This is a genomic window from Sphingobacterium sp. G1-14 (genome assembly GCF_002196555.1).
In the GTDB taxonomy this organism is placed as follows: Bacteria; Bacteroidota; Bacteroidia; order Sphingobacteriales; family Sphingobacteriaceae; genus Sphingobacterium; species Sphingobacterium siyangense.
This window is the reverse complement of the sequence record NZ_CP021381.1, coordinates 2,021,614-2,043,089: the sequence shown is the minus strand read 5'-3', so window position 1 is coordinate 2,043,089 and position 21,476 is coordinate 2,021,614. Positions and strand designations below refer to the sequence as shown.

Here is a 21,476-nt window from a genome sequence, read left to right as displayed (position 1 = left end):
ATAAGATGAATATTGAAACACAGATGAGAGCGTTGCGCTTACATGGTATGGAGCGTAACTGGAAAGCATTGAATGAAACCCGCCGCAGTACAGAACTCACCCTTTCCGAAGGACTGTCCCTATTGCTGCAGGCAGAATCAGATGAACGGGATGAAAAAAGGTTTGAGCGTCTCAAACAGAATGCCGGGTTCCGCTATCAGGCTTCCATAGAGGAAATAAACATGGTCGCTACCAGAGGTTTGGACAAGGGATTGATCACTACGCTGGCTACCGGCGAGTACATCAAAAAAGGAGATCCGATACTCATCAGCGGTGCTACGGGCTGTGGGAAGAGCTTCCTCTCTTCAGCATTGGGCCATCATGCCTGCGCACAGGGGTATAAAGTCCTGTACTTTAACCTGCAAAAACTACTTCTAAAGACTAAAATGGCCCGCCTTGAAGGTACACTGCACAAGCTGATGGACAGGATATCAAAAGCAGACCTACTTATTGTCGATGACTTCGGCCTGGTAAATCTAGACCAGCAGCAAAGGCTGGATCTGATGGAAATAATTGAAGATAGACACGCTAAGGCCTCGACAATAATTGCCAGTCAGTTACCTGTGGCCAGCTGGTATGATGTAATCGGTGAAGATACAATTGCAGACGCAATACTCGATAGACTGATCCATGGATCTTACAGAATCGAACTTAAAGGCTATGACAACAATATGGATATGTAAAGTCCATTGAAAGGTACATTGATTCACAGAGCATTGCGTTACGGCTTTACATTTGGACTTTACATAATCGTTATTTCTTACCCAGCCCTTTCAGCCAAGTTATCAAGTTACTGTTATCGATCCATTCTCCGGTAACCTGGTTAGGTGTAAGGCATTCCGATGCCTGTTCTATAGCCTCTCTTTTCTGTTTTGAGTCGGCCCTTGCATATATCTCTGTGGTCTGGACCGAGGTATGCCCCAAAAGATCCCTTATCCAAACCAGATTTACACCAGATTGCAACAGGTGGATTGCGCGACTATGCCTTAACTGATGGCAACTGGTAACCTCGGGAATAAGATTAGAATCGTATATACGGGCCATATCTGCATATTTCTTTAAGATATAAGTTATACCGGCTCTGGTGAGTTTATTCCCCGCGCTATTACAAAAGATCGGTCTTTTTATATCAATCTCGTAGTCAACATTGTACCTTTCCATATACTTCTTGAGTATTACGACGACATGCTCAGAAAGCGGTACTATTCTCACTTTTCTTCCTTTTCCATATACCTTGATCGAGTATGGCTGATACTGTATTCGCATTGACACTACCGTCAGGTCAGCCAGTTCCTGTACCCGACAACCTGTATCATACATCAAAGCAAGGACCGTAAGGTGTCTCAGCCCTTGATAAGATGCACTATCCGGTTGTTCAAGTAGAAGCTTTATTCCTTCTTTTGTAAAGTATACCGGGGTAGGATGTGCTTTTTTCAGATTTCCAATCTTCAGGACTTTTTGCCACTGATCCAGGTATTCGATGCTATCATACTGAAGATATGCTACAAAGGAATGTATCGCTGCCAATCTATTATTGCGCGTCGCAATACTGTTTCCCTGCCGCTCAATCAGCCATCGTAGATATTCAACCACATTATCCCTATTAATATCTGACAAAATCGCATTTTCAATCTTTATCTGTTTCTCATCCCTCAAGAAGGAAAAAAAGGAGACAAAACCATCGCGGTACGCGGATATGGTATTGGGGCTGACGTTTCGCTCGTGCGGAAGATACACACCAAGGAAACCTGTGATATATTTTGCTATGTTATTCGTTGCCATCTTTTTGGGGATATATAAATTCATTGAGGGAAATACACATTTCCAATAGTTCGGGATATTCGTTGCAGGTGAGTCTCACATATTCTTCGGTGGATGTAAGAGACTTGTGTCCCAGACAAGCAGCCAGTAATGGAAGGGCAGTGTACACATCAAGCCCTTTTCTTATCATTTTTGCAAGAGAATGCGTTGCCATGGTGTGTCTTATATCATGCACCCGAGGACCAAAGCATTCACCTTTATATGCAATTCCACATTTCGTATATACCTTTTTGAACCAGTTGTATGCGTTGGCGGAAGACACGGCTGTACCATTCAATTTAATGAAGAATGGACGTTCGCTATCAGTAACGCCTTTTACGGGGAGCATGCTCCTGTAATGTAAATATTTCAGAAGGGCCTCCTTTAAAGAGCTGCATATGGGAACCAGGCGTTCTTCTCCATTTTTAGTATTGCCCCAAGTGCCAACCCTTAATACATTCCTGTCGGGATCCACATCCTTGTTTCGCAGCGAGGTTGCTTCTGTGATTCTTAGGCCTGTACTATATAAAAGTCGAAAAAGACAGGGTAGGGATATAATTGGGTCATCTTTTCGATGGCTTCCTCGCTGAAGCCCGTCAGATTCCCGGAATATGGCCAGCATCTGCTCTTCAGTGAAGATATAGGGTACAAAACCACGATCGTTCGTACATTTTGGCAAAGGCATGATATATGATTTAACCCCGTGCTCATTCATGTATTTCGCCAGTTGGGCCAGACGGGAGCATTTTCCATAGAATGTTCTACTACAATCATTTTCCCTGGACTTTGCCCAGGCACCTATCAGATCTTTCGTGATAACTGGATTTGATAAACCATATATTATGGTGAACTCGTCAAACTCTTTGTAAGTCCATTTGGTTGATAGCACGGTGGACCCACAGGATTCTTTGATCCGGATCAGGGCTTTCATATAAGGAGCCAATACTCCCCGATAGTCAAATGGATCAGTCATAGAACCACCCTCCTCTCTGCGTATAAAAGCAATCGCTGGATTCCGGAACATCTAGTACGCATCCCAGCATATGTGACAGGTCTATCCGGACATAGGTTCTTGTTGTATCTGCTTCGGAGTGACCCAGTGTTTCCGATATAATTGAGATTGGCGTGGATTTGTCCAGCATTCTTTGCGCCAGACTGAATCTCAATGCATGCCCTCCATGATGCCTGTTCCCGAATTCGATTCCAGAAGACTTAAAAACAATTAAGATGGCTCCATGAACCGCTCCTCCATTAAGTGCCCCATATGGAGGACGACAACTTAAAAACACTTTGTCTGACATGGATTTTGGGCGTGCATACCGAACATAGTCGATAATGGCATTACCAACTATAGGTAAAAGTGGAAGTGTCAATGGATTTCCGGTCTTATATTGCACAAGCGTTATTTTATTGGTTTCCCAATTTATGTCGCTAAAACTCAAATTGGCTATATCCGAGACGCGCAGCCCTAGACGGGAGCATAATAATAGCATAGCATAGTTGCGTTTTCCAATATTGCTTGAACGGGAAATCGATGTCTCTATCTTCTGTACTTCATCTGGAGCATAGAACGAAGGGGCCTTTACACGCTTGATTTTTTTACCAAGTGATTTTAGCATATAGGAATAGTCCTTTGCAATTATATTTTCGCGGAAGAGAAATAATAGAAAGCGGCGCGTAGTATCAATATACTCCTTCTGTTGATATTCGCGACTCTCAACATACCTCACTATATCTTCTTCGGTTATTCCCGAACGATTGTCTATTCCCAGTTCGAGTAGATATTCTATAAAGTTGCTCATTGTTTTTCTGTAACGCTGAAGTGTCTTCTTCTCATTTAAGCCCAGGGATTTCAAGTATTCAAGATACTGAATAGCGGCGGCGCCGATGTCACCCCGTAAGGGATGTTGTACCACATGCTGTCTTCTCCCTCCCAGATTGCTATCCAACAAAACATGGGTCAACACTTCAATACTTTTAATAAGGTCGCGATGATGGAATGTAACGTTGAAACCATCACGGCACGTCAGCATATATTCGTTGCCGACGTTTTCGTCGTAGTCAACCAAGCCTCTTGAGTGCATATAAACAAGGATGCCTTTCTTCCACAACCAATTATAGGTGTAGATACGACTGCCTGAATATCTGGCCTCTTTTAAAAGTTGGTTAGTACGTTCAATAAGATTTTGAATTTCCATAACTTTTACTATTTATGTTGATATATTGTAATATGCAACACTAACGTTATGGAAAGCAATTATGTGTAGTCGTATTAATAATTGGCTATAAATGAATTTTGAGAAGAGATCTGATAATGGACTTTACATATCCATATTGTTGTCATAGCCCTTATTATGGAAAGCTTTCCATAATAAAGGCGAAAGTCTAAGAAAAAAGAAGTAATATTGTCAGGTCATCAGTTGGACTGAAAAAAGCCTTGTTAGAGGGGTCAGTATGTCCAGCGGAGGGGTCAACTTCAACATTATATCCATTCTACACAAATATGACCGCATGCCTTACGATGAACAAGTAGATCCAATATGTCTCAGTGAAGGCTGTCCTATGGTAAACGTCGAATTCTACAAAAGACTACAGAACCTGATTGACTCTTCAAAGAAACAAATCGTCTTACATATTTATTATTGATCACCTTTATTATTGATCACCGGCTATCTTCTTTGATCACCAGCTATTTTCTTTAATCAAGTTCAATAAAACCTGATACGGACTTTGAGATACACTAAGAGCTTTCAACCAAGCAATAAATCCCATAATAAATAAATCTTTATTTTCTTTGTCCTCCGCCAAAGTTTGAACAGCTGCCCGAAAGGATTTCCCTTGAATAACTGCTGGATTTAAAAGATATTTCTCTACCAATTTGGCAAAATCAATCACTCTGTTTTCCTTGACATTCAGCAAGTATTTTTTATACCTACCGACAAAGCTTTTTAATTTCAAGGTTGCCAAATCGATGTGATCGAATTGAATATGGATCAGAATTTCAAGCAGACTCTTCCGAATCGTCCACAACATACCCATTTTCTTCTCGTACCAAGCATCTGTTCGAATCAACTGTCGAAGCTCAATCAATGCTGTTTTATCTTCAAATTGCGTTAAAAACATCACCAAACACAACTGTAGATCCGCAAGATCAACCTCACTTGATTTTAGTGAGGCTTGTTTAATCCCCGCCCTTAACACGGAAAGACCTTTTACTCCATCGCCAAGGTAATGGAAATTCAATGCCATCAACAAATGGCACCGCAGCTGAAACTGGACTCGAAAAACCGTATTTCCTTGAGATAAAACTTCATTCAAGCGCTCTAAATACCCGATGCTCTCATTAAAGAATCCGTTCCTCAAATTAAAATTGGCCAGATAATACAAAATATGAAGATAGTAAAATAGCTGATGCGCCGATTGTTCATCATACTTCATCAAAAAATTATCTGCTGTTTTTAAAAAAGAACGAACCAGTGTATAGTTTTGATGTATTGCGGCATACTCATTTGCGATATACAGAAGTTGATAGAGTGATTTAAATGATAAGAGATCATCCAAAGAAATACTGTATTTACGCAGTACACGCAAAATCAACTTATTGATATCAATTATTTTTGCTTTCAAATGAATATCCTGCAATGCTGAACGCAATAGCGCATAAGCAATCTGAAATTTTGCTTCTTGCTGCAGTTTTTGCTGATTTTCGGTAAAACGATCGATAAGCAATTCCAAATTGACATTCAAATCTAAATGTGCATATTGTAGTCTGATTTGCAAGATTTCGTTCAGCAAACTAAACTGCTCCAGAACTAGAGCCTTGTCCTCAGCCCGTTGAAGGCATTTGAATCCAATCTTAATGAACTGACTTTCCAATAGAAAACGACCCACAACAAATAATCTCAACGCTTCGTGGGCTTCATTGTTGTCTCGTTCAAAAACCTTATTTGAAAGAAAAAACAAAAGACTATCATGAAGCCTTTTCCTCAATGCGTGATAAGCATCCCGGTTTTTAATGGGATCATATAACTTTTTTAGCTTATTTATATCATCAGTTTCTATAATCTCAAGTAACTTGATATTTTTCACATCATTTCGCTTATTCTTTTGTTTCAAAAAGGTTTTAAAATCCCTAATATCATCTTTATTCAATAATAATAATAGATCCGATATCGCGTCCGCCATAGCTTAAATTTAGAATTAAACAAATATATTAAACAAAATTATATCGTCAGTATTCTTATAAATTCAAGTTTTAAAATAATTAGTTCCTATCGATATTTGAATCATAAAACAACAACAAATCAAAACTAAAACAAGAAAATTATGGAACCGCTAAAAAACATGATTGAAGAAAAAAAGGCTGAAAGAAATTTAGACAAAAGAAACCCATTTAAACCAACAGGAGCATTTATTGGAGCCTCATGGACTGCATTATTGGTTGGTACCGTTGGCTATTGTGTCGGCTTATGGAATGCAACAATGGCTTTAAATGAAAAAGGGTATTATTTTACAATTTTACTATTTGCGCTATTTGCGGTTATCTCCGTTCAAAAAAGTGTAAGAGATAAAGCAGAAGGACTAGCTGTTACCGAATTGTACTATGGTTTAAGCTGGTTTGCAACAATTGCTGCCGTCGTGCTATTAACTGTAGGCCTATGGAACGCGGATCTGCTGTTAAGTGAAAAAGGATTCTATGCAATGTCCTTCTCGTTGAGTATTTTTTCAGCTATCGCAGTACAAAAAAATACACGTGATGCAAAACTTATCGATGACAATGAAATAAAACTTTAGCGGGTGCCGATCCTGCAGCCTCTGCGTAGCAAGCTGCAGGATCTTTCAATCTCTCGTTAAGCAAAAAAGGAAGAGCTCAAGGAAAAGCTCTTCCTTTTTTTAAGTGGATTGTTTAAGCGGTGCAATAGGAAGGTAAACGAAAAATGCACTTCCAGTACCAAAAACACTTTGCACATCAATCTCTCCCCCCATGCTTTCGATAAATTCCTTGCTTATGCTTAAACCCAAGCCTGTTCCTTCCTTTGTACCCCCTGGAACACGGAAATACCGATCAAAAATCTTCGCTAAATATTGTACCGGGATTCCTTGTCCCTGATCTTCAACACGCAAAAGCACCCTGGCCCCCATTCTTTTGACAGCAAGACAAATCGCCCCCCCTTCATCGGAATAACGAATTGCATTGGACAGTAGATTCGTCAATACCCATGCGGTCTTCTCGTTATCAATAAAAACCATCGGCAGTTCCTCTTCCAGTTCAACCTGTAGTTGGATTTTCTTTTGGTCAAGCATTGAACGATTGGCTAAAAGGGCATAATCTATAATCGGTCCGATTGTCGCCGGATTCAGCTTCATCTGAATGGTACCGCTCTCCACTTGTGCAATATCCAAAAGTTCTCCCGTAATTTTCAGAAGCCGCTCTGTATCATCAGCAATTCCTTCAAGCAAGTCTTTTTGTTCTTCATTCAACTCTCCAATCCGCTTATTCTCGAGCAATTGGATCCCCATGCGTATTGATGCGATTGGAGTCTTCAGTTCATGAGATACCGTTCCAATAAAATTTGTTTTTGCGACATCACGTTCCTTAAAACTTGTCACGTTCTTCAACAAAATAAATTGTCCAATAAACTGCGAACTCTCCTCTCCCGTTGGTACAACATTAATGTCGATAACCTCCAGTTCAAAGTAGTTATCTTTTCCATAGGCAAAGATCTGAACCAATCCCAGATGTTCGGATTGCTGGTTTAAAGCGTTGATCCTATCGAGAAGCTTACGAATCAAATCATTGGAAGAAGCTATTTCCACTAATTTTTGCCCTTCAAATTCTGCGTGTTTTAACCCCGAGAGCAAACAAGCGGGTTCATTTGCAAAAAGCACTCTTTTTTCCTCATCTATCCCTATAACGGCATCATGCATATTATCAATAAGCGCTTCTATTCTCTTTTTATGCTGCAAGATCTTACCCAATTTACTTTCCGTATATTCCTCGAGTTTTTGAGCCATTGTATTGAACGATTGCGCCACTTCTCCAAATTCATCCTTTCGCTTAAAATGAAGTCTCCTTTTATAGTTCCCAGCAGCAATCTGTTTAATACTATCGGTTAATTGTACAATTGGACCAGCAATGGCTAGGGGGAGATTGACAAGTAATACAAACGCAATCATAAAACAGATCGCACCTACAATGGAGATCGCCAAAATAGCTTTTTCAGCTGTTGCATTGGCGATATTATTTTTGTTTTCAATTGCCTGCATATTAAGATACATTAGCTGAAATATATCTTTGTGTAAGTCAGCAGCAATTGTAGAATCTTTCAGCTGTTTCGCTAAACTCAAAAAGTGATGATCTATACGTTCGGTCACCGCTCGTTCTCCAGGCTCAGTTACATTGCGCTTTTGGAGGCTTAAATTATGTTCAAATTGCGCAATGCCCTTCTCATTCGTATGAAGATCCTCCAAGGCCAACAGCATATTTCTGGAATAATGCAGCGTATTATAATTGTCGACTAAAATATTATTGGTATCTTTTTTTAATCGATAAACATAATACCCACTCACTATTGCAAGCAGTAAGATCATAAAAAATAAAAATCCTACCCCAAATGTCAGCTTTGCTTTAAGTTTCATTGGATTTTATATTCTTCAATTTTTCGATATAAGGTAGCTATGCCGATTTCTAACAATCGAGCAGCTTCAGCTTTATTTCCATTCGTATGTTTCAATACACGTTGTATATGTTGCCTCTCCATATTGGACATTGAAAAGTTTGATAAGACGCTTGCCCCTTCTCTATACTCACGTTCACCGAAAGGAAGGCCCTCAACACCTAATATGCCACCCTCACTCAAAATCACACTGCGTTCAATCACATTTTTCAGTTCACGGATATTTCCCCGCCATAGGTTAGTTTCCAAAGCCTGCACAAACTCAGGGGTCATCCGCAAAGGTTTCAAGTTAGATTTTAAAGCAAAGATATCAGCGTAATATTGTGCCAAAGTCGCTATATCTTCAATACGCTCACGCAGTGGCGGCAATTCAATCGTGAAAACAGACAACCTATAAAATAGATCACTCCTGAAATGGTCAGATGCAATTTCGGTTTCAAGATTTCTGTTGGTCGCGGCTATGATACGTACATCCACTTTCGTTGGTTTGGAGTCCCCAACTTTTAAAAACTCGCCCGTTTCCAAAACGCGAAGAATTTTGGCCTGAAGTTCCAAGGCCATCTCCCCGACTTCATCCAGAAAAATAGTCCCCAAATGTGCTTCTTCAAACAAACCCCGCTGATCTTTAGTAGCACCGGTAAAGGCACCGGATTTATGACCAAACAGCTCGTTTTCCAGCAGATCTTTTGTAAATGCTGCACAATTAATGGCCACAAAACTACGCACTCTCCTGGAACTCGCCTGATGGATTGCCTGTGCAAAAACCTCCTTACCGGTACCCGTCTCGCCTGTTAGCAAGACCGTTGTATTTGTAACAGCAACTTTTTGTGCCATGCCGATGGCAGCCTTTATTGCACTAGATTTTCCAATAATCTTATCGAAAGAAAGTTTATCTCCTAATCGCTTTTCTAACTGTTGTACCCTTCTTGCCAATGCAACCTTTTCACTGGCTTTATAAAGTAGGGGTATAATGCGATTATTGTCATCTCCTTTGGTAATATATTCAAAAGCACCATTTTTTATCGCCCGAACACCGTCCGGGATATTCCCGTATGCTGTCAATAGGATAATCTCTACAATCGGATACCGTTCTTTAATTAATTTGGCCGTTTCCACCCCATTACCGTCAGGCAGCTTGACATCACAAAGTACAACGTCCACATCACTGACTTCAAGCTTTTTCAACCCCGATTTAATATCAGCAGCTTCAATCACATCAAAACCTTCCAGGCTAATAATTTTGGCCATCAATTTCCGAAGTTTCTCTTCGTCATCTATAAGGAGAACTCTATTCACAATATTCGTTTTTTCAAAAGTACAATTTGTCCGAAGCAAATAGTAGAAAAATAAACAATTTGACTATTCCTCAAAAACTTTCCCGTCATCAAAATAAAAACGCTATATTTGCTTCTCTCAACATCCTTAAAACTGCATGTAAGATTAAAATTCTTTAGAACGAAATAAATACCATCCATTGACAATACCTGTCCAAATGGTCTTTTCTAACATTTAAAGAATTTCAACATGCTTTCATTACAACAACTTTCTTATATACATCCGAATAAAGATTTATTGTTTGGGAACATAAATCTACACATCAATGCGCAAGAGAAAATAGCGCTCATCGGCCACAATGGTGTCGGTAAATCAACTTTATTGCGACTGATTGCCAAAGAACTATCACCTTCCAGTGGCAGCGTACAAGTCAGCACCAGCACCTATTATGTCCCTCAAGTTGTGGGACAATTTGAGGATAACACAGTCGCCGAAGCACTTGGCATTGCCCAAAAATTAGATGCACTCCACGCCATATTAGCTGGCGATGCATCTGAAGAAAATTTCAATAGACTTCAAGATGATTGGACCTTGGAGGAACGATGCCAAGAAGCTTTCGAGCAATGGGATCTGCACGATATCCAGTTGACACAGCAGATGTCGTCCCTTAGTGGTGGACAAAAAACAAAAGTCTTATTGGCCGGAATCCACATTCACCGATCCGAACTTATTCTTCTTGATGAACCCAGCAACCATTTGGATATGGATAGCAAAACGCTACTATACGATTGGATTCAATCAAGCAAAAACACAGTGATTATTGTCAGCCACGATAGAACCCTGCTTAATTTACTGGATGACATGGCCGAAATGACCCCAATGGGCATCAAGCGGTATGGGGGGAATTATGCCTTTTACGAAACTCAAAAAGAGACCGAGCGCCATACGTTACAACAAGATATTCACCACAAGGAAAGGGCGATCAAAATTGCAAAGGAGAAAGAAAGAGAAACAATCGAACGCCAAAATAGATTAAACAACCGCGGTCAAAAAAAACAGGAAAAGGCAGGTGTAGCGCGCATCATGATGAATACACTTCGCAACAATGCTGAAAAAAGTACCGCCAAGATAAAAAGTGTGCATCAGGACAAAATTGGAGATATCAAATCCGATTTACAGGAACTCCGAGGTTCACAATCTGCACTGGATGAAATTAAAATAGATTTAGGAAACAGTGTCTTTCCAACCGGAAAGAGTATGGTCAAAGTCGAAAATGTCAATTTCAAGTATGACTCACAAGGACTCTGGCCAGCTAATATCAACTTTCAATTATTCAGTGGAGATCGTATCGCACTACAAGGACAGAATGGATCTGGCAAAACGACATTGGTCAGACTTTTACTCGGCCAATTGACACCTGCACAAGGAAAAATTGAACGTCAATCATTTCGTTCGATCTATTTAGATCAAACATACTCCATTTTATCTTCGCATCTAAGTATTTACGAGCAGGCCCAGCAATTCAATAGCGACGCACTACCTGAACATGAGATCAAAATTAGGCTCAATCGATTCTTATTTGGAAAAGACGATTGGGACAAGCCCTGCCAACTATTGAGCGGTGGTGAAAAAATGCGTCTGATATTATGTTGCCTCACCATTCAGCAACAGTCTCCAGATTTAATTATTCTTGATGAACCAACAAACAATTTAGATCTTCAAAATATCCGGATTCTAACCCGAGCGATTCAGCTTTATAAAGGTACGCTACTCGTCATTTCACATGATGCGGTCTTTCTACAGGAAATCCATATCAACAAAGTCATCAAACTAAAAGACCTGTAAATGACAACTGCGTTTATTTCGTTGCAACGGAATAAACGCAGTATTCAATGACTGCCCTCCATAAAATTTTAATAAAACACGGTATTTTTTGTAACAATCCCATATTCTTTATTTAAAATCTGCTAAATCGATAAATTAAATTAAAAAAAACGAATTTTTATCGATATATTCACCATGATTTTAAACATGAAACAATAACCATTAAATTAATTGAACCTTCTCATTTACATCTTAAGCCTTAGGGCAAATGTAGCGTACAGGCCTCTCAATTAATTACTTCATTTAATTATGTCAGATTATCAAATTAAAGAAAATCCCGAATTATTTGACGCCATCGTAGTTGGTTCCGGCGCAGGTGGTGGTATGGCAGGTTATATACTTGCACATGCGGGGCTTAAAGTATTGATGCTGGAAGCAGGTCCTTTTTATGACCCAGCAAAAGATTCGTTACAACTACGCTGGCCTTGGGAATCTCCAAGAAGAGGTGCCGGTACCACAAGACCATTCGGGGATTTTGATGCAGCCTTCGGTGGCTGGCAAATCGAAGGTGAACCCTACAGCAAGGTAGCGGGAACTGAATTTGAATGGTTTAGAGCACGTATGCTTGGCGGCAGAACAAACCACTGGGGTCGAATTTCATTGCGTATGGGACCTGACGATTTCAAGCCAAAGGATGGTGTAACAGACGAATGGCCTATCACTTATGAAGAAGTTAAGCCATTTTATGACCGTGTAGATCGAATGATCGGAATATATGGCACGGCAGAAGGTATTCATAACGAACCCGATGGTATTTTTATGAAACCACCTAAACCACGCTTAAACGAATTATATATTGCAAAAGGTGCCAAAAAAGCTGGAGTTCCAGTAATTCCCGGAAGAGGAGCCGTGCTAACCGAAGTATCAAAAGATATTAAAGATCGAGGTACCTGTTTCTACTGTGGCCAATGTGGTCGTGCATGTAAAGTTTATGGGGACTTTTCTTCTTCATCTTGTCTGGTTATTCCAGCGATGAAAACAGGTAACCTAAAGGTGATAGACAATGCAATGGTAAGGGAAGTCATTACAAATGATGAAGGAATTGCAGTTGGTGTTTCTTATGTAAACACCAAGGATCTGCAGGAATATACCGTTAAAGGGAAAACCGTTATTTTGGGTGCTAGTGCCTGTGAAAGCGCGCGGATCATGTTAAATTCTAAATCAAAATCGCATCCTGGGGGTGTTGGTAATAGCAGCGGTTTAGTTGGAAAATATCTCCACGATTCTACAGGGGCCAGTTTATCTGGATTTTTACCACAACTACTTGACCGGAAGCGTTATAATGAAGATGGCGTTGGAAGTGTCCATATTTATTCACCATGGTGGGAAGATAATGCCAAGTTGAGTTTCCCAAGAGGTTACCACATCGAATATGGTGGTGGTTTACATATGCCCTCTTATGGATTTTTGAATTGGGTACCGAAAGTAAATGACCTGGCAAAAAATTCGGATGGGAAGTCAAAAGCCAAAGGCGGTTATGGTACTGCACTAAAAGAAGATTTCCGTAGCTATTATGGTGCAAATGTAGGTATGGCAGGCCGGGGAACGGCATTGGCAAGAAAAGACAATTACTGTGAAATTGACCCGGATAAAGTCGACAAATTCGGAATTCCTGTGCTACGTTTCAACTACAAATGGGCGAATGAAGAAATAGCACAAGCCAAACATATGCAAGAGACATTTCAGTCTATTATGCACGAAATGGGCGCTGTAATTACTTCTAAAATACCAGGGGCAGATACATTATATGGCCTGGAAGCTCCCGGAAAAATTATTCATGAAGGTGGTACCACAAGAATGGGAAATGACCCTAAAACCTCCGTTTTGAACAAATGGGGACAAGCGCACGATTGTAAAAATCTCTACGTCGTGGATGCGGGACCATTTGTACAACAAGGTGACAAAAATCTGACCTGGACAATACTCGCTTTATCAATGCGGACAGCAGAATATATACTTCAAGAAAAGAAAAAATTAAACGGTTAAAAGCATGAATAGAAGAGAATCTTTAAGAGCATTAGGATTAATTGCAGCTGGATCTGGTCTTTTAACCGCAGCTTGCAATTCAAAAGATGCTAAAAATGCGGTAGCAGACAATAGCAAAAAGTTACCTGGAGTCCAGGATTTTGAATACGAACGCACGGAACAATTATATGCCGAAAAGTTTTTTGACGAACATGAAATGGCTACAATCACTGTTTTGGCAGATATTATTATTCCTAAGGATAACATTTCAGGAAGTGCTTCTGAGGCGGGAGTACCCGATTTCATCGAATTTATCGTAAAAGATTTGCCTGATAATAAAATCCCTATGCGTGGCGGGCTTCGTTGGCTCGACCTCCAATCCAAAAAGCGTTACGGAACAGTATTTATCAAATGCGGCGCAAAAGATCAACTTGCATTAGTGGATGATATTGCCTACCCTGATTTGGCAAAACCGGAAATGAAACAAGGTGCCGCCTTCTTTTCATTGATGCGCAATCTGACTTCCTCAGGATTTTACACAAGTGAAATGGGTGTGAAAGATATCGGCTATGCCGGAAATAAACCTGGAGTCTGGAATGGCGTACCAGATGATGTGTTGAAAGAGCATGGTTTTGACCCGACTAAATTCTTTGGATAATAAAAAAAATCCTTTCCGAAAACGGAAAGGATTTTTTTTATTTACCGCATTAAAATCTATTGTGCCGATGGTACCTCAGTAGCTTCCGGAGCTTTATCAATCAACTCCATAAATTGATCCAATTTAGGAGTGATAATAATCTGCGTTCTTCTATTCCGTTGCTTACCTAGCGCGGTCGTATTATCTGCAATTGGATTATATTCGCCCCTACCACCTGCAGTTAAGCGTTTAGGATCCACACCATATTTATTTTGTAAAGCTTGTACCACAGAAGAAGCCCGTAAGGTACTTAAATCCCAGTTATTCCGAATATTAGGTTTAGAAATTGGATCGGTATCGGTATTACCTTCAATCAATACTTCATAATCTCTGTAATCCTGGATAATTTTCGCAATTTTACTTAATGTCTGATCGGCTCTATCATTAATTTCATAGCTACCGGATTTGTAAAGCATATTATCAGCAAGTGAGATATAAACTACCCCTTTTAATACCTGTACATCAACTTCCTGCAATTCCTCACGGCTAAGCGATCTTGTTAAATTATTGGTCAATACCAGATTCAAGGAATCGGATTTGTTTTTCGTCTCAACGAGATGCTTAATATATTTATTTGAAGCGTTAATTTCATCAACCAACTTGGAAATATTGATATTTCCCTGTGAATTCTGATTAATACTGTTATCGAGCGATTTCTGCAAAGCAGCATAAGCCGATCGGAGATCCGCATTATTTTGTCGTTCAGAGGCCAACTGATCTTCTAAACTCTTGATCCGTGTCCGACCTTCAGCCAATTGAAGCTGTCCATCCTGATATTGCTTGGTCAATTGACTGTGCTCCGTTTGTAATTTACTATAGTCGGACTGTAAACCAGCATATTGCTTTTTACTGACACCACATCCGATAACAAACAAACTGGCCGTTAATACAGTCATTGGAAAAACTAAATTCTTCATGATATACTCTTTTTGTAGATGTTGAATTAATTCATATAGCAAGATACGCAATATTCTAGCCAAAATACCCCATAGTCTTGTCAAATTAACAACCTTTAACGTCCTATTGGGCTAGCTCCTTCAGCTCTGTAGCGCTAAATACCTGCCCACCTTTAAGATAGGGATTTGCGCCTTTGAGATAATTATAAATAATTGATTTAGCCTCTTCATTGGGTAATTTATAAAGATTTTTAACAAGAAAACTTTTATCCTCAAGGATATTATTGTTATATCCCAAAAAAGAAGGCGCATGCACCTGTACGCTCCAACGTATAAACCGTGCTTCAATATGATTTGGATTTTCCTTAATCACTTCTTCCAAATGCTTTTTACCCTCTTTAAACTGCCCAACTTTCTTAAATGGATTGCCGATATGTTTCGCTAAAAGTATTTGATAAGCGGCCAGGTATACTTTCTCGGTCGGTGATTTGGCACCTTCTGTCAGCACCTCCAAATTATGTTCACATAGATCTTCGTCCTTCACGGCCTCCGCATATTCTTTTCGAATTTTATCAATATTCACCTGTTGGCCAAGTCCAACTTTTGTTAAAGTGAATAGAGCAATTGTCAATACTATTCGTGTTATCATAATTATAAATCAGGCTATTTCAACAATTTCATTTTCCGACTTAAATTACTAAAAAAATCGAATCCAACTATTAATTTTCAATTATCATACCACAAAGCCAAAAATTCATGTCATTGTATCGCCACAGCTAGCTTTAAATAAGATAAAAGTCTTCACTCAAGTATATTTTTAAAGCAATTTTGCTCCATGAAACCGATTTTAGTAACAAGCCCAGTATGGTTAAAGGTAATTTTGTCAATTCTATTGGGTGTTATATTAGGCTGCTTTTTAGGGGAGATAGTTTTCACCCTACTACAATTATAAACTATTCACTACAAATTAGTTATAGCTACCCCCTAGCGACCTCATACATTTCATATCCATAGATAGTCAGCTTATTATAGCTGCTCAGGCTAGTCCATAAGTTTCATTATCCTTGCCAAAAATCAAATTATTTTTGCTATATTGGTTATACCAATATAAATTTAAAGCGAGCTATGGAGACTAAAGCAGAGTATCAGATTTGGGACACTATTGTGAATAGCGCAAAAACTAAATTCGATTATAAGCATATTCGTGCGATGTTCAAAAAGGAAGATGACGAAATAACCGATAAGTTTCTATTCCATATTGTTGCAGGATTTGCCTGTGGTGAAAACCATCAGACCATTTCAACCAATCTTTTCAACGAACTACAAAGTATTCATTTTGAATGCAATGAAGAGCAGATCGACCGGTTTATCGCTGATAAGCATGTAAAATTCAGTCCTGAAATTTACGCCACCTATCTTGCATTCTCTATGCTGGAAGATGGTGAAGATGTCGATACCATCACCGAAATTATTAATAATCTTTTGCAACTAGACAAATAATTATTTTAAAGTATCGTTTAATTTTGGCTAAAAACTTATATTCGTGAATTATTACACCTATAGTTATGCGCCAGTTTTTAACGCTATTTTTAATATTTTCTATTTATACAAATAGTATAGCCCAAACTTTTGATTTTGGTAAAGTTTCTATTTCGGATTTCTCACGAACAGACCTGGATAGTAATGCCAATGCTATCGTGCTGAATGAGTTTGGACGAAGTTCTGTTTTTGTTGATGATTATGATAATCGTATAAAACTTCAACATGAATACCATGTACTTATCCGCATCAATAACAAAGAAGGGTTTAAAAAAGCTAATTTTGAAATCCCCTCGTATAAACGCGGAAGTTATATACGAGACTATTTTGACGAACTCAAGGCTGTTACATATAACTTAGAAAATGGCAGGATCGAGAAAACGGAGCTTGAAAATAAGAAAGTTTTCAGGGAAAATTACTCGGCCTATCTGGACCTTAATAAATTTACCCTTCCAAATATTAAAGAAGGCTCTATTATTGAAGTGTCCTATCGGACACTAGAGCAGGATTTATTTAATTTCAAGACATGGGAATTTCAAGATGACATTCCCAAAATACAAAGCCAATATATCGCTATTATTCCTGCTTCTTTCGCTTACAATGTAGTTTTACGTGGTCCGTACAAACTTACCGATCAAAAAGCCGAAGCATTGAAAGAATATATTTTCCTGGATGGACTGCGAATGGATTGTTCAAAATTGACCTATACAATGAAGAACATTCCGGCATTTGTTGAAGAGGACTACATGACTTCGCCAACCAATTTCAAATCTGCTATCTATTATGAGCTTGAATCGATCTTTTATCCGAGTACTGGTAGTAAGAAGACATTTAGCAAAACCTGGAAAGACGTAGATACAGACCTCATGAATGAAAAGGCTTTTGGAGGTCAATTAAAAAAAACAGACGTATTCAAAGCCAATTTAGCAACAATTGTATCCCCTACTGACAGCAAATTAGAAAAAGCAAAGAAGATCTATAACTATATCAACAAACAAATAAAATGGAATAACTATTTAGGCAAATATGCAGAATCTGGCATTGAAAAAGCATTGGAAAAACGAACTGGCAATATTGGCGACATCAATTTAGCGCTAGTAACTGCGCTATTAGCGGCAGATCTGGAGGCCTACCCTATTATTCTTTCAACGCGACGAAACGGAACTCCCAATGCCTTATTTCCCGTATTATCTGATTTCGACTATGTCATCGCTTGCGTAGATGTAGATGGCGTGAAATATAAACTAGATGCCTCCAATCCATACTTACCTTTTGGAGAGCTGCCCTTACAATGTCTAAATGAACGGGGAAGAATTATCTACTCCAAAAAGAGCTCAGACTGGTTTCCGCTTATGGTAGAAGAGTCTTCCGATGTAAGCTACGTATTGGAGGGAGCTTTAGATGAACAAGCTAAAATTAAGGGAAAACTGACCATAAGTAGCAGGGGTAACAAAGCCTTTTTAAAACGCCAACATATCGCCAAATTCAATTCTTTGGAGGAATACTGGGAAAAGCTGGACGAAGAAATGCCCAATGTAACTTTAACAAAATCGAGTATCCAAAACCTAGAAGAAATTGATCAGCTATTAATAGAGGAATTTGATGTCATTGTAGATGTCTCCAAACAGATGGAACAAGACATATTATTATTGGCGCCCAATATTATTGACAGGATTTCATACAATCCATTTAAAGCACAGGAAAGAACTTATCCGGTTGATATGGGTTTTAAATCCAAAACATTATACTCAGTCAAATTGACAATCCCCGATCGCTATGAAATTGCTGAGAAGCCTCAGAATGCATCGTTAGCACTCCCGGAGTCAACTGCAAAATATAGATATGTAACGCAGGTCAATGGCAATCAACTTGAAATACTACAGAGCCTCGCGTTTAACAAACCCATCTTTTCGGTCGATGAATATTTTTCACTCAAAGAATTGTATTCACGTATTATTCAACAACAAAAGCTAGACATAAAATTAATCGGTAAAAAATGAAAATCGTATTCATCAACTTACTATACTCCCTGCTTCCGATCCTCGCAATTGGACAAGATAACTACGACGTCGCCAATATTCCAAGTGCATTAAAGAGCAGAGCAGTAGCAACTGTACGCAATGATAAAACTGTGGTAGAAATGAAATCGCCCGAACAGGTCATCACAACCATAACGTGTGCTATCACAGTTTACAATAAAAATGGGGACCGCTATGCTTCACTTCCGGTCTATTATAATAAATCTAGCGAAATCAAGAGCCTTAAGGGCGCCATCTATAACGAAATGGGGATATTGCAAAAGAAAATTGCAACGAAAGATTTCAAAGATATTAGCGCTGTGGACAACAGTACGATGTTTGCAGATTCTCGGGTAAAATTATATGTACCTGACTATCACAGCTATCCCTATACCGTCGAATACCAATACGAAGTTAGAAGTAAACAAAACTTGATCATTCCATCTTGGACTCCTGAGGTCTCAAATAATGTATCCGTAGAGAAAAGCAGCTTTCAATTTATTGCACCAATTGGCACTGAATGCCGAATTGAAACAACGAACTATAAAGGAAGTATCAAAGAAGAGAAAAATGACAAGACTGAAAGTAAGACATGGAATACTGAACAGATCGCTGCAAAAAAGGATGAATCTTATAGCCCCAATCCTAACCTGAAAAGAATAAATGTACTCATCGTTCCCAAAAATTTTATTTATTATGGCAAGACTGGAAATTTCGGGGATTGGAAAGAATTTGGCCAATGGGTATCCAATAGCCTATTGAACAAAAAAGAAGATTTGACGGAAGCGTCTAAACAAAAATTTATAGCATTAACAAAAGACGCCAGCTCAGATAAAGACAAAGCAAAGATTCTATACAATTATTTACAAAAAAACACACGTTACATCAGTATTCAAATCGGCATTGGAGGCTTAGAACCATTTCCGGCTTCTGAGGTAGACCGCTTGGGCTACGGTGATTGTAAAGCACTGGCAAATTACATGCGAAGCATGTTGTCGGCCGTCAATATCCCTTCCTATTACTGTATTGTCGAAGCAGGCAGACGCAAAGAAAGTTTTCACAAAACCTTTGCAAATGCCCAGGACGGAAATCACGTCATTTTATGTATTCCATTTAAAAACGATACAACCTGGCTGGAATGTACGAGCCAAAACCTTCCATTTGGTTTTCTTAGCGACTTTACCGACGATAGAGATGTCGTTGCTTGTACCGAAAATGGCGGAGTTATCATGCATACGCCGAAATATATTAATTCAACCAATCTTCAACTGCGTTATGCCGACCTAAAACTTTCGGAAGACGGAAGCATTCAGGGCACCTTAAATACCAAGTTCTACGGAGCCCAATATGAGAACCATATGGACGTGCTTTTAGCCAGCAATAATGATAAAAATAAGCTTCTCACGGAATACTATAATATAGACAATATCAATTTCAATCAGGTAAACTATATTGAACATAAGGAGGAAAATCCATTTATTGAGGAGAACCTGAATATTTTTATCAAAAACTACGCTGTGAAAAATGGTAATAAACTTTTGATCCAACCTAATTTATTCAACACACATTCCAATATTGCAGAAAGTAGAAATAGAACGGAAGATATTTTCATTGAAAGGGGGTACGCTGATATCGATAGCATTAGCATTGCCCTCCCGGAAAATATGCTCAAAAACATAACTCCTGAAAAGAAAATTATTGAGAAACCATTTGGAAAGTATGAATTTAGGTCAGAAATAAAAGACAATAAACTATTCACCTACAGAAAACTAGAACTTTTTGAAGGCAGCTATCCTGCCAATACTTATGAGGACTTTTTCCAATTTCATAATGAGGTAAGCAGCTGCGACAAGGGACGCTTTAATCTCAGCTTTCTCTAGTCGGAAGAAAATATTTACCAGAATATGAATGAGTAAAATCGATCAAATAAGGCAATTATTGTATATTAGCTCAATGACAGAATACGCAGCGATATTTGACATGGACGGTGTCATAAGCCACACCAACCCTTTCCATGCGGAAGCTTTTAGAGCTTTTTTTAAAAACCACAATGTACAACAGGCTACAGAAGAGGAATTTGAACAGCATATGTATGGTAAGCATAATAGTTACATTATGCAGCATTTCTTTCAGCGTCCGATATCCCCTGAGGAACTGCGAACGCTTGAATTTGAAAAAGAGCAGCTTTTTAGAGTGATCTATAAAGAACACGTTGCCCCTATTAAGGGCTTAATTGAGTTTCTAACGGAATTAAAAAATAACGGTTTTAAGCTTGCTGTGGCGACATCTGCTCCCCGAGAGAATATGGACTTAATTTTGGATGAATTGAACATACGTCATTTATTCTCTTCCACGCTAAGCAGCGAAGATGTAAAACTCCATAAGCCACATCCTGAGGTTTACCTGAAATCTGCAGAGAATCTGCAAATTCCTGTTGACCGCTGTATTGTTTTTGAAGATTCTTTTTCGGGTATTACCGCAGCGAAAAATGCTGAAATGAAAGTTGTCGCCGTACTTTCAACCCATAAAAAAGAAGAATTACCTGCAAGTAATGATTATATAAATAATTATACAGAAATATCTGTTGCCAATATAAAGGCCATTTTAAAAACACAAGAAGTATAACCCGGTTAAGGATTGACGACGATAAAAAAAGAGATTCCTTAAGGAATCTCTTTTTTTATCA

Annotated in this window: 17 protein-coding genes; 9 read left to right on the top strand and 8 right to left on the bottom strand. The window is 38.9% G+C overall.

Translation table 11 applies throughout. The features are described 5' to 3' along the window. Positions 1 to 5 precede the first annotated feature (5 nt). Complete coding sequence (istB, locus tag CBM24_RS08500) at positions 6 to 722, top strand: IS21-like element helper ATPase IstB (protein WP_070568336.1); 717 nt, start codon at positions 6 to 8, stop codon at positions 720 to 722. A gap of 70 nt (positions 723 to 792) precedes the next feature. Here the strand turns inward: istB and CBM24_RS08495 are convergent, their stop codons facing one another. The 4 genes from CBM24_RS08495 to CBM24_RS08480 form a co-directional block, all read right to left on the bottom strand. Further along, positions 793 to 1,821, bottom strand: a complete 1,029-nt coding sequence (locus CBM24_RS08495; protein ID WP_088159862.1) for a tyrosine-type recombinase/integrase — start codon at positions 1,819 to 1,821, stop codon at positions 793 to 795. Further along, positions 1,808 to 2,812, bottom strand: coding sequence for a tyrosine-type recombinase/integrase (locus CBM24_RS08490; RefSeq protein WP_070568342.1), 1,005 nt, complete (start codon positions 2,810 to 2,812; stop codon positions 1,808 to 1,810). The genes CBM24_RS08495 and CBM24_RS08490 overlap by 14 nt, the downstream gene beginning before the upstream one ends. Further along, positions 2,805 to 4,037 carry a tyrosine-type recombinase/integrase gene (locus tag CBM24_RS08485; RefSeq protein WP_070568339.1) on the bottom strand — a complete coding sequence of 411 codons (1,233 nt, stop codon included), beginning with the start codon at positions 4,035 to 4,037 and terminating at the stop codon, positions 2,805 to 2,807. The genes CBM24_RS08490 and CBM24_RS08485 overlap by 8 nt, the downstream gene beginning before the upstream one ends. 484 nt (positions 4,038 to 4,521) lie before the next feature. Next, positions 4,522 to 6,024, bottom strand: a complete 1,503-nt coding sequence (locus CBM24_RS08480; protein ID WP_088160874.1) for a hypothetical protein — start codon at positions 6,022 to 6,024, stop codon at positions 4,522 to 4,524. Positions 6,025 to 6,165: 141 nt separating this feature from the next. Here CBM24_RS08480 and yiaA point away from each other — a divergent pair, with 141 nt between their 5' ends. Beyond that, a complete protein-coding gene (gene yiaA, locus CBM24_RS08475) occupies positions 6,166 to 6,633 on the top strand; it encodes an inner membrane protein YiaA (protein WP_046675653.1) in 468 nt (155 codons plus the stop codon). A 99-nt stretch (positions 6,634 to 6,732) separates the two neighbouring features. Here yiaA and CBM24_RS08470 read toward each other — a convergent pair whose 3' ends face one another. Together CBM24_RS08470 and CBM24_RS08465 are read right to left on the bottom strand one after the other, a co-directional pair. Further along, positions 6,733 to 8,478 (bottom strand): sensor histidine kinase, encoded by a 1,746-nt coding sequence (locus CBM24_RS08470; protein WP_088160873.1) that lies wholly within the window; start codon positions 8,476 to 8,478, stop codon positions 6,733 to 6,735. Then, a complete protein-coding gene (locus CBM24_RS08465) occupies positions 8,475 to 9,812 on the bottom strand; it encodes a sigma-54-dependent transcriptional regulator (RefSeq protein WP_088163495.1) in 1,338 nt (445 codons plus the stop codon). The genes CBM24_RS08470 and CBM24_RS08465 overlap by 4 nt, the downstream gene beginning before the upstream one ends. A 228-nt stretch (positions 9,813 to 10,040) precedes the next feature. On the opposite strand from CBM24_RS08465, the gene CBM24_RS08460 reads away from it, so the two are divergent. The 3 genes from CBM24_RS08460 to CBM24_RS08450 all read left to right on the top strand — a co-directional run bounded on the left by CBM24_RS08460 (position 10,041) and on the right by CBM24_RS08450 (position 14,298). After that, complete coding sequence (locus CBM24_RS08460) at positions 10,041 to 11,636, top strand: ABC-F family ATP-binding cassette domain-containing protein (protein WP_088160872.1); 1,596 nt, start codon at positions 10,041 to 10,043, stop codon at positions 11,634 to 11,636. 288 nt (positions 11,637 to 11,924) lie between these two features. Further along, on the top strand, positions 11,925 to 13,661 hold the full coding sequence (locus CBM24_RS08455; protein ID WP_088160871.1) for a GMC family oxidoreductase: 1,737 nt from the start codon (positions 11,925 to 11,927) through the stop codon (positions 13,659 to 13,661). 4 nt (positions 13,662 to 13,665) lie between these two features. After that, positions 13,666 to 14,298 (top strand): gluconate 2-dehydrogenase subunit 3 family protein, encoded by a 633-nt coding sequence (locus tag CBM24_RS08450; protein WP_088160870.1) that lies wholly within the window; start codon positions 13,666 to 13,668, stop codon positions 14,296 to 14,298. 56 nt (positions 14,299 to 14,354) lie between these two features. On the opposite strand, the gene CBM24_RS08445 is transcribed toward CBM24_RS08450, so the two are convergent. Further along, the gene (locus tag CBM24_RS08445; RefSeq protein WP_075994703.1) at positions 14,355 to 15,254 is read right to left on the bottom strand and encodes a flagellar motor protein MotB; all 900 of its coding nucleotides are present in this window, start codon (positions 15,252 to 15,254) and stop codon (positions 14,355 to 14,357) included. Positions 15,255 to 15,357: 103 nt separating this feature from the next. Next, positions 15,358 to 15,882 carry a hypothetical protein gene (locus CBM24_RS08440; RefSeq protein ID WP_088160869.1) on the bottom strand — a complete coding sequence of 175 codons (525 nt, stop codon included), beginning with the start codon at positions 15,880 to 15,882 and terminating at the stop codon, positions 15,358 to 15,360. 476 nt (positions 15,883 to 16,358) lie between these two features. On the opposite strand from CBM24_RS08440, the gene CBM24_RS08435 reads away from it, so the two are divergent. The 4 genes from CBM24_RS08435 to CBM24_RS08420 all read left to right on the top strand — a co-directional run bounded on the left by CBM24_RS08435 (position 16,359) and on the right by CBM24_RS08420 (position 21,415). After that, positions 16,359 to 16,733 carry a hypothetical protein gene (locus CBM24_RS08435; RefSeq protein WP_088160868.1) on the top strand — a complete coding sequence of 125 codons (375 nt, stop codon included), beginning with the start codon at positions 16,359 to 16,361 and terminating at the stop codon, positions 16,731 to 16,733. Positions 16,734 to 16,798: 65 nt separating this feature from the next. Beyond that, positions 16,799 to 18,772 (top strand): transglutaminase domain-containing protein, encoded by a 1,974-nt coding sequence (locus tag CBM24_RS08430; RefSeq protein ID WP_088160867.1) that lies wholly within the window; start codon positions 16,799 to 16,801, stop codon positions 18,770 to 18,772. Further along, on the top strand, positions 18,769 to 20,670 hold the full coding sequence (locus CBM24_RS08425) for a DUF3857 domain-containing protein (protein ID WP_088160866.1): 1,902 nt from the start codon (positions 18,769 to 18,771) through the stop codon (positions 20,668 to 20,670). The genes CBM24_RS08430 and CBM24_RS08425 overlap by 4 nt, the downstream gene beginning before the upstream one ends. 28 nt (positions 20,671 to 20,698) lie before the next feature. Further along, the gene (locus tag CBM24_RS08420) at positions 20,699 to 21,415 is read left to right on the top strand and encodes an HAD family hydrolase (protein WP_232475727.1); all 717 of its coding nucleotides are present in this window, start codon (positions 20,699 to 20,701) and stop codon (positions 21,413 to 21,415) included. Positions 21,416 to 21,476: the final 61 nt, after the last annotated feature.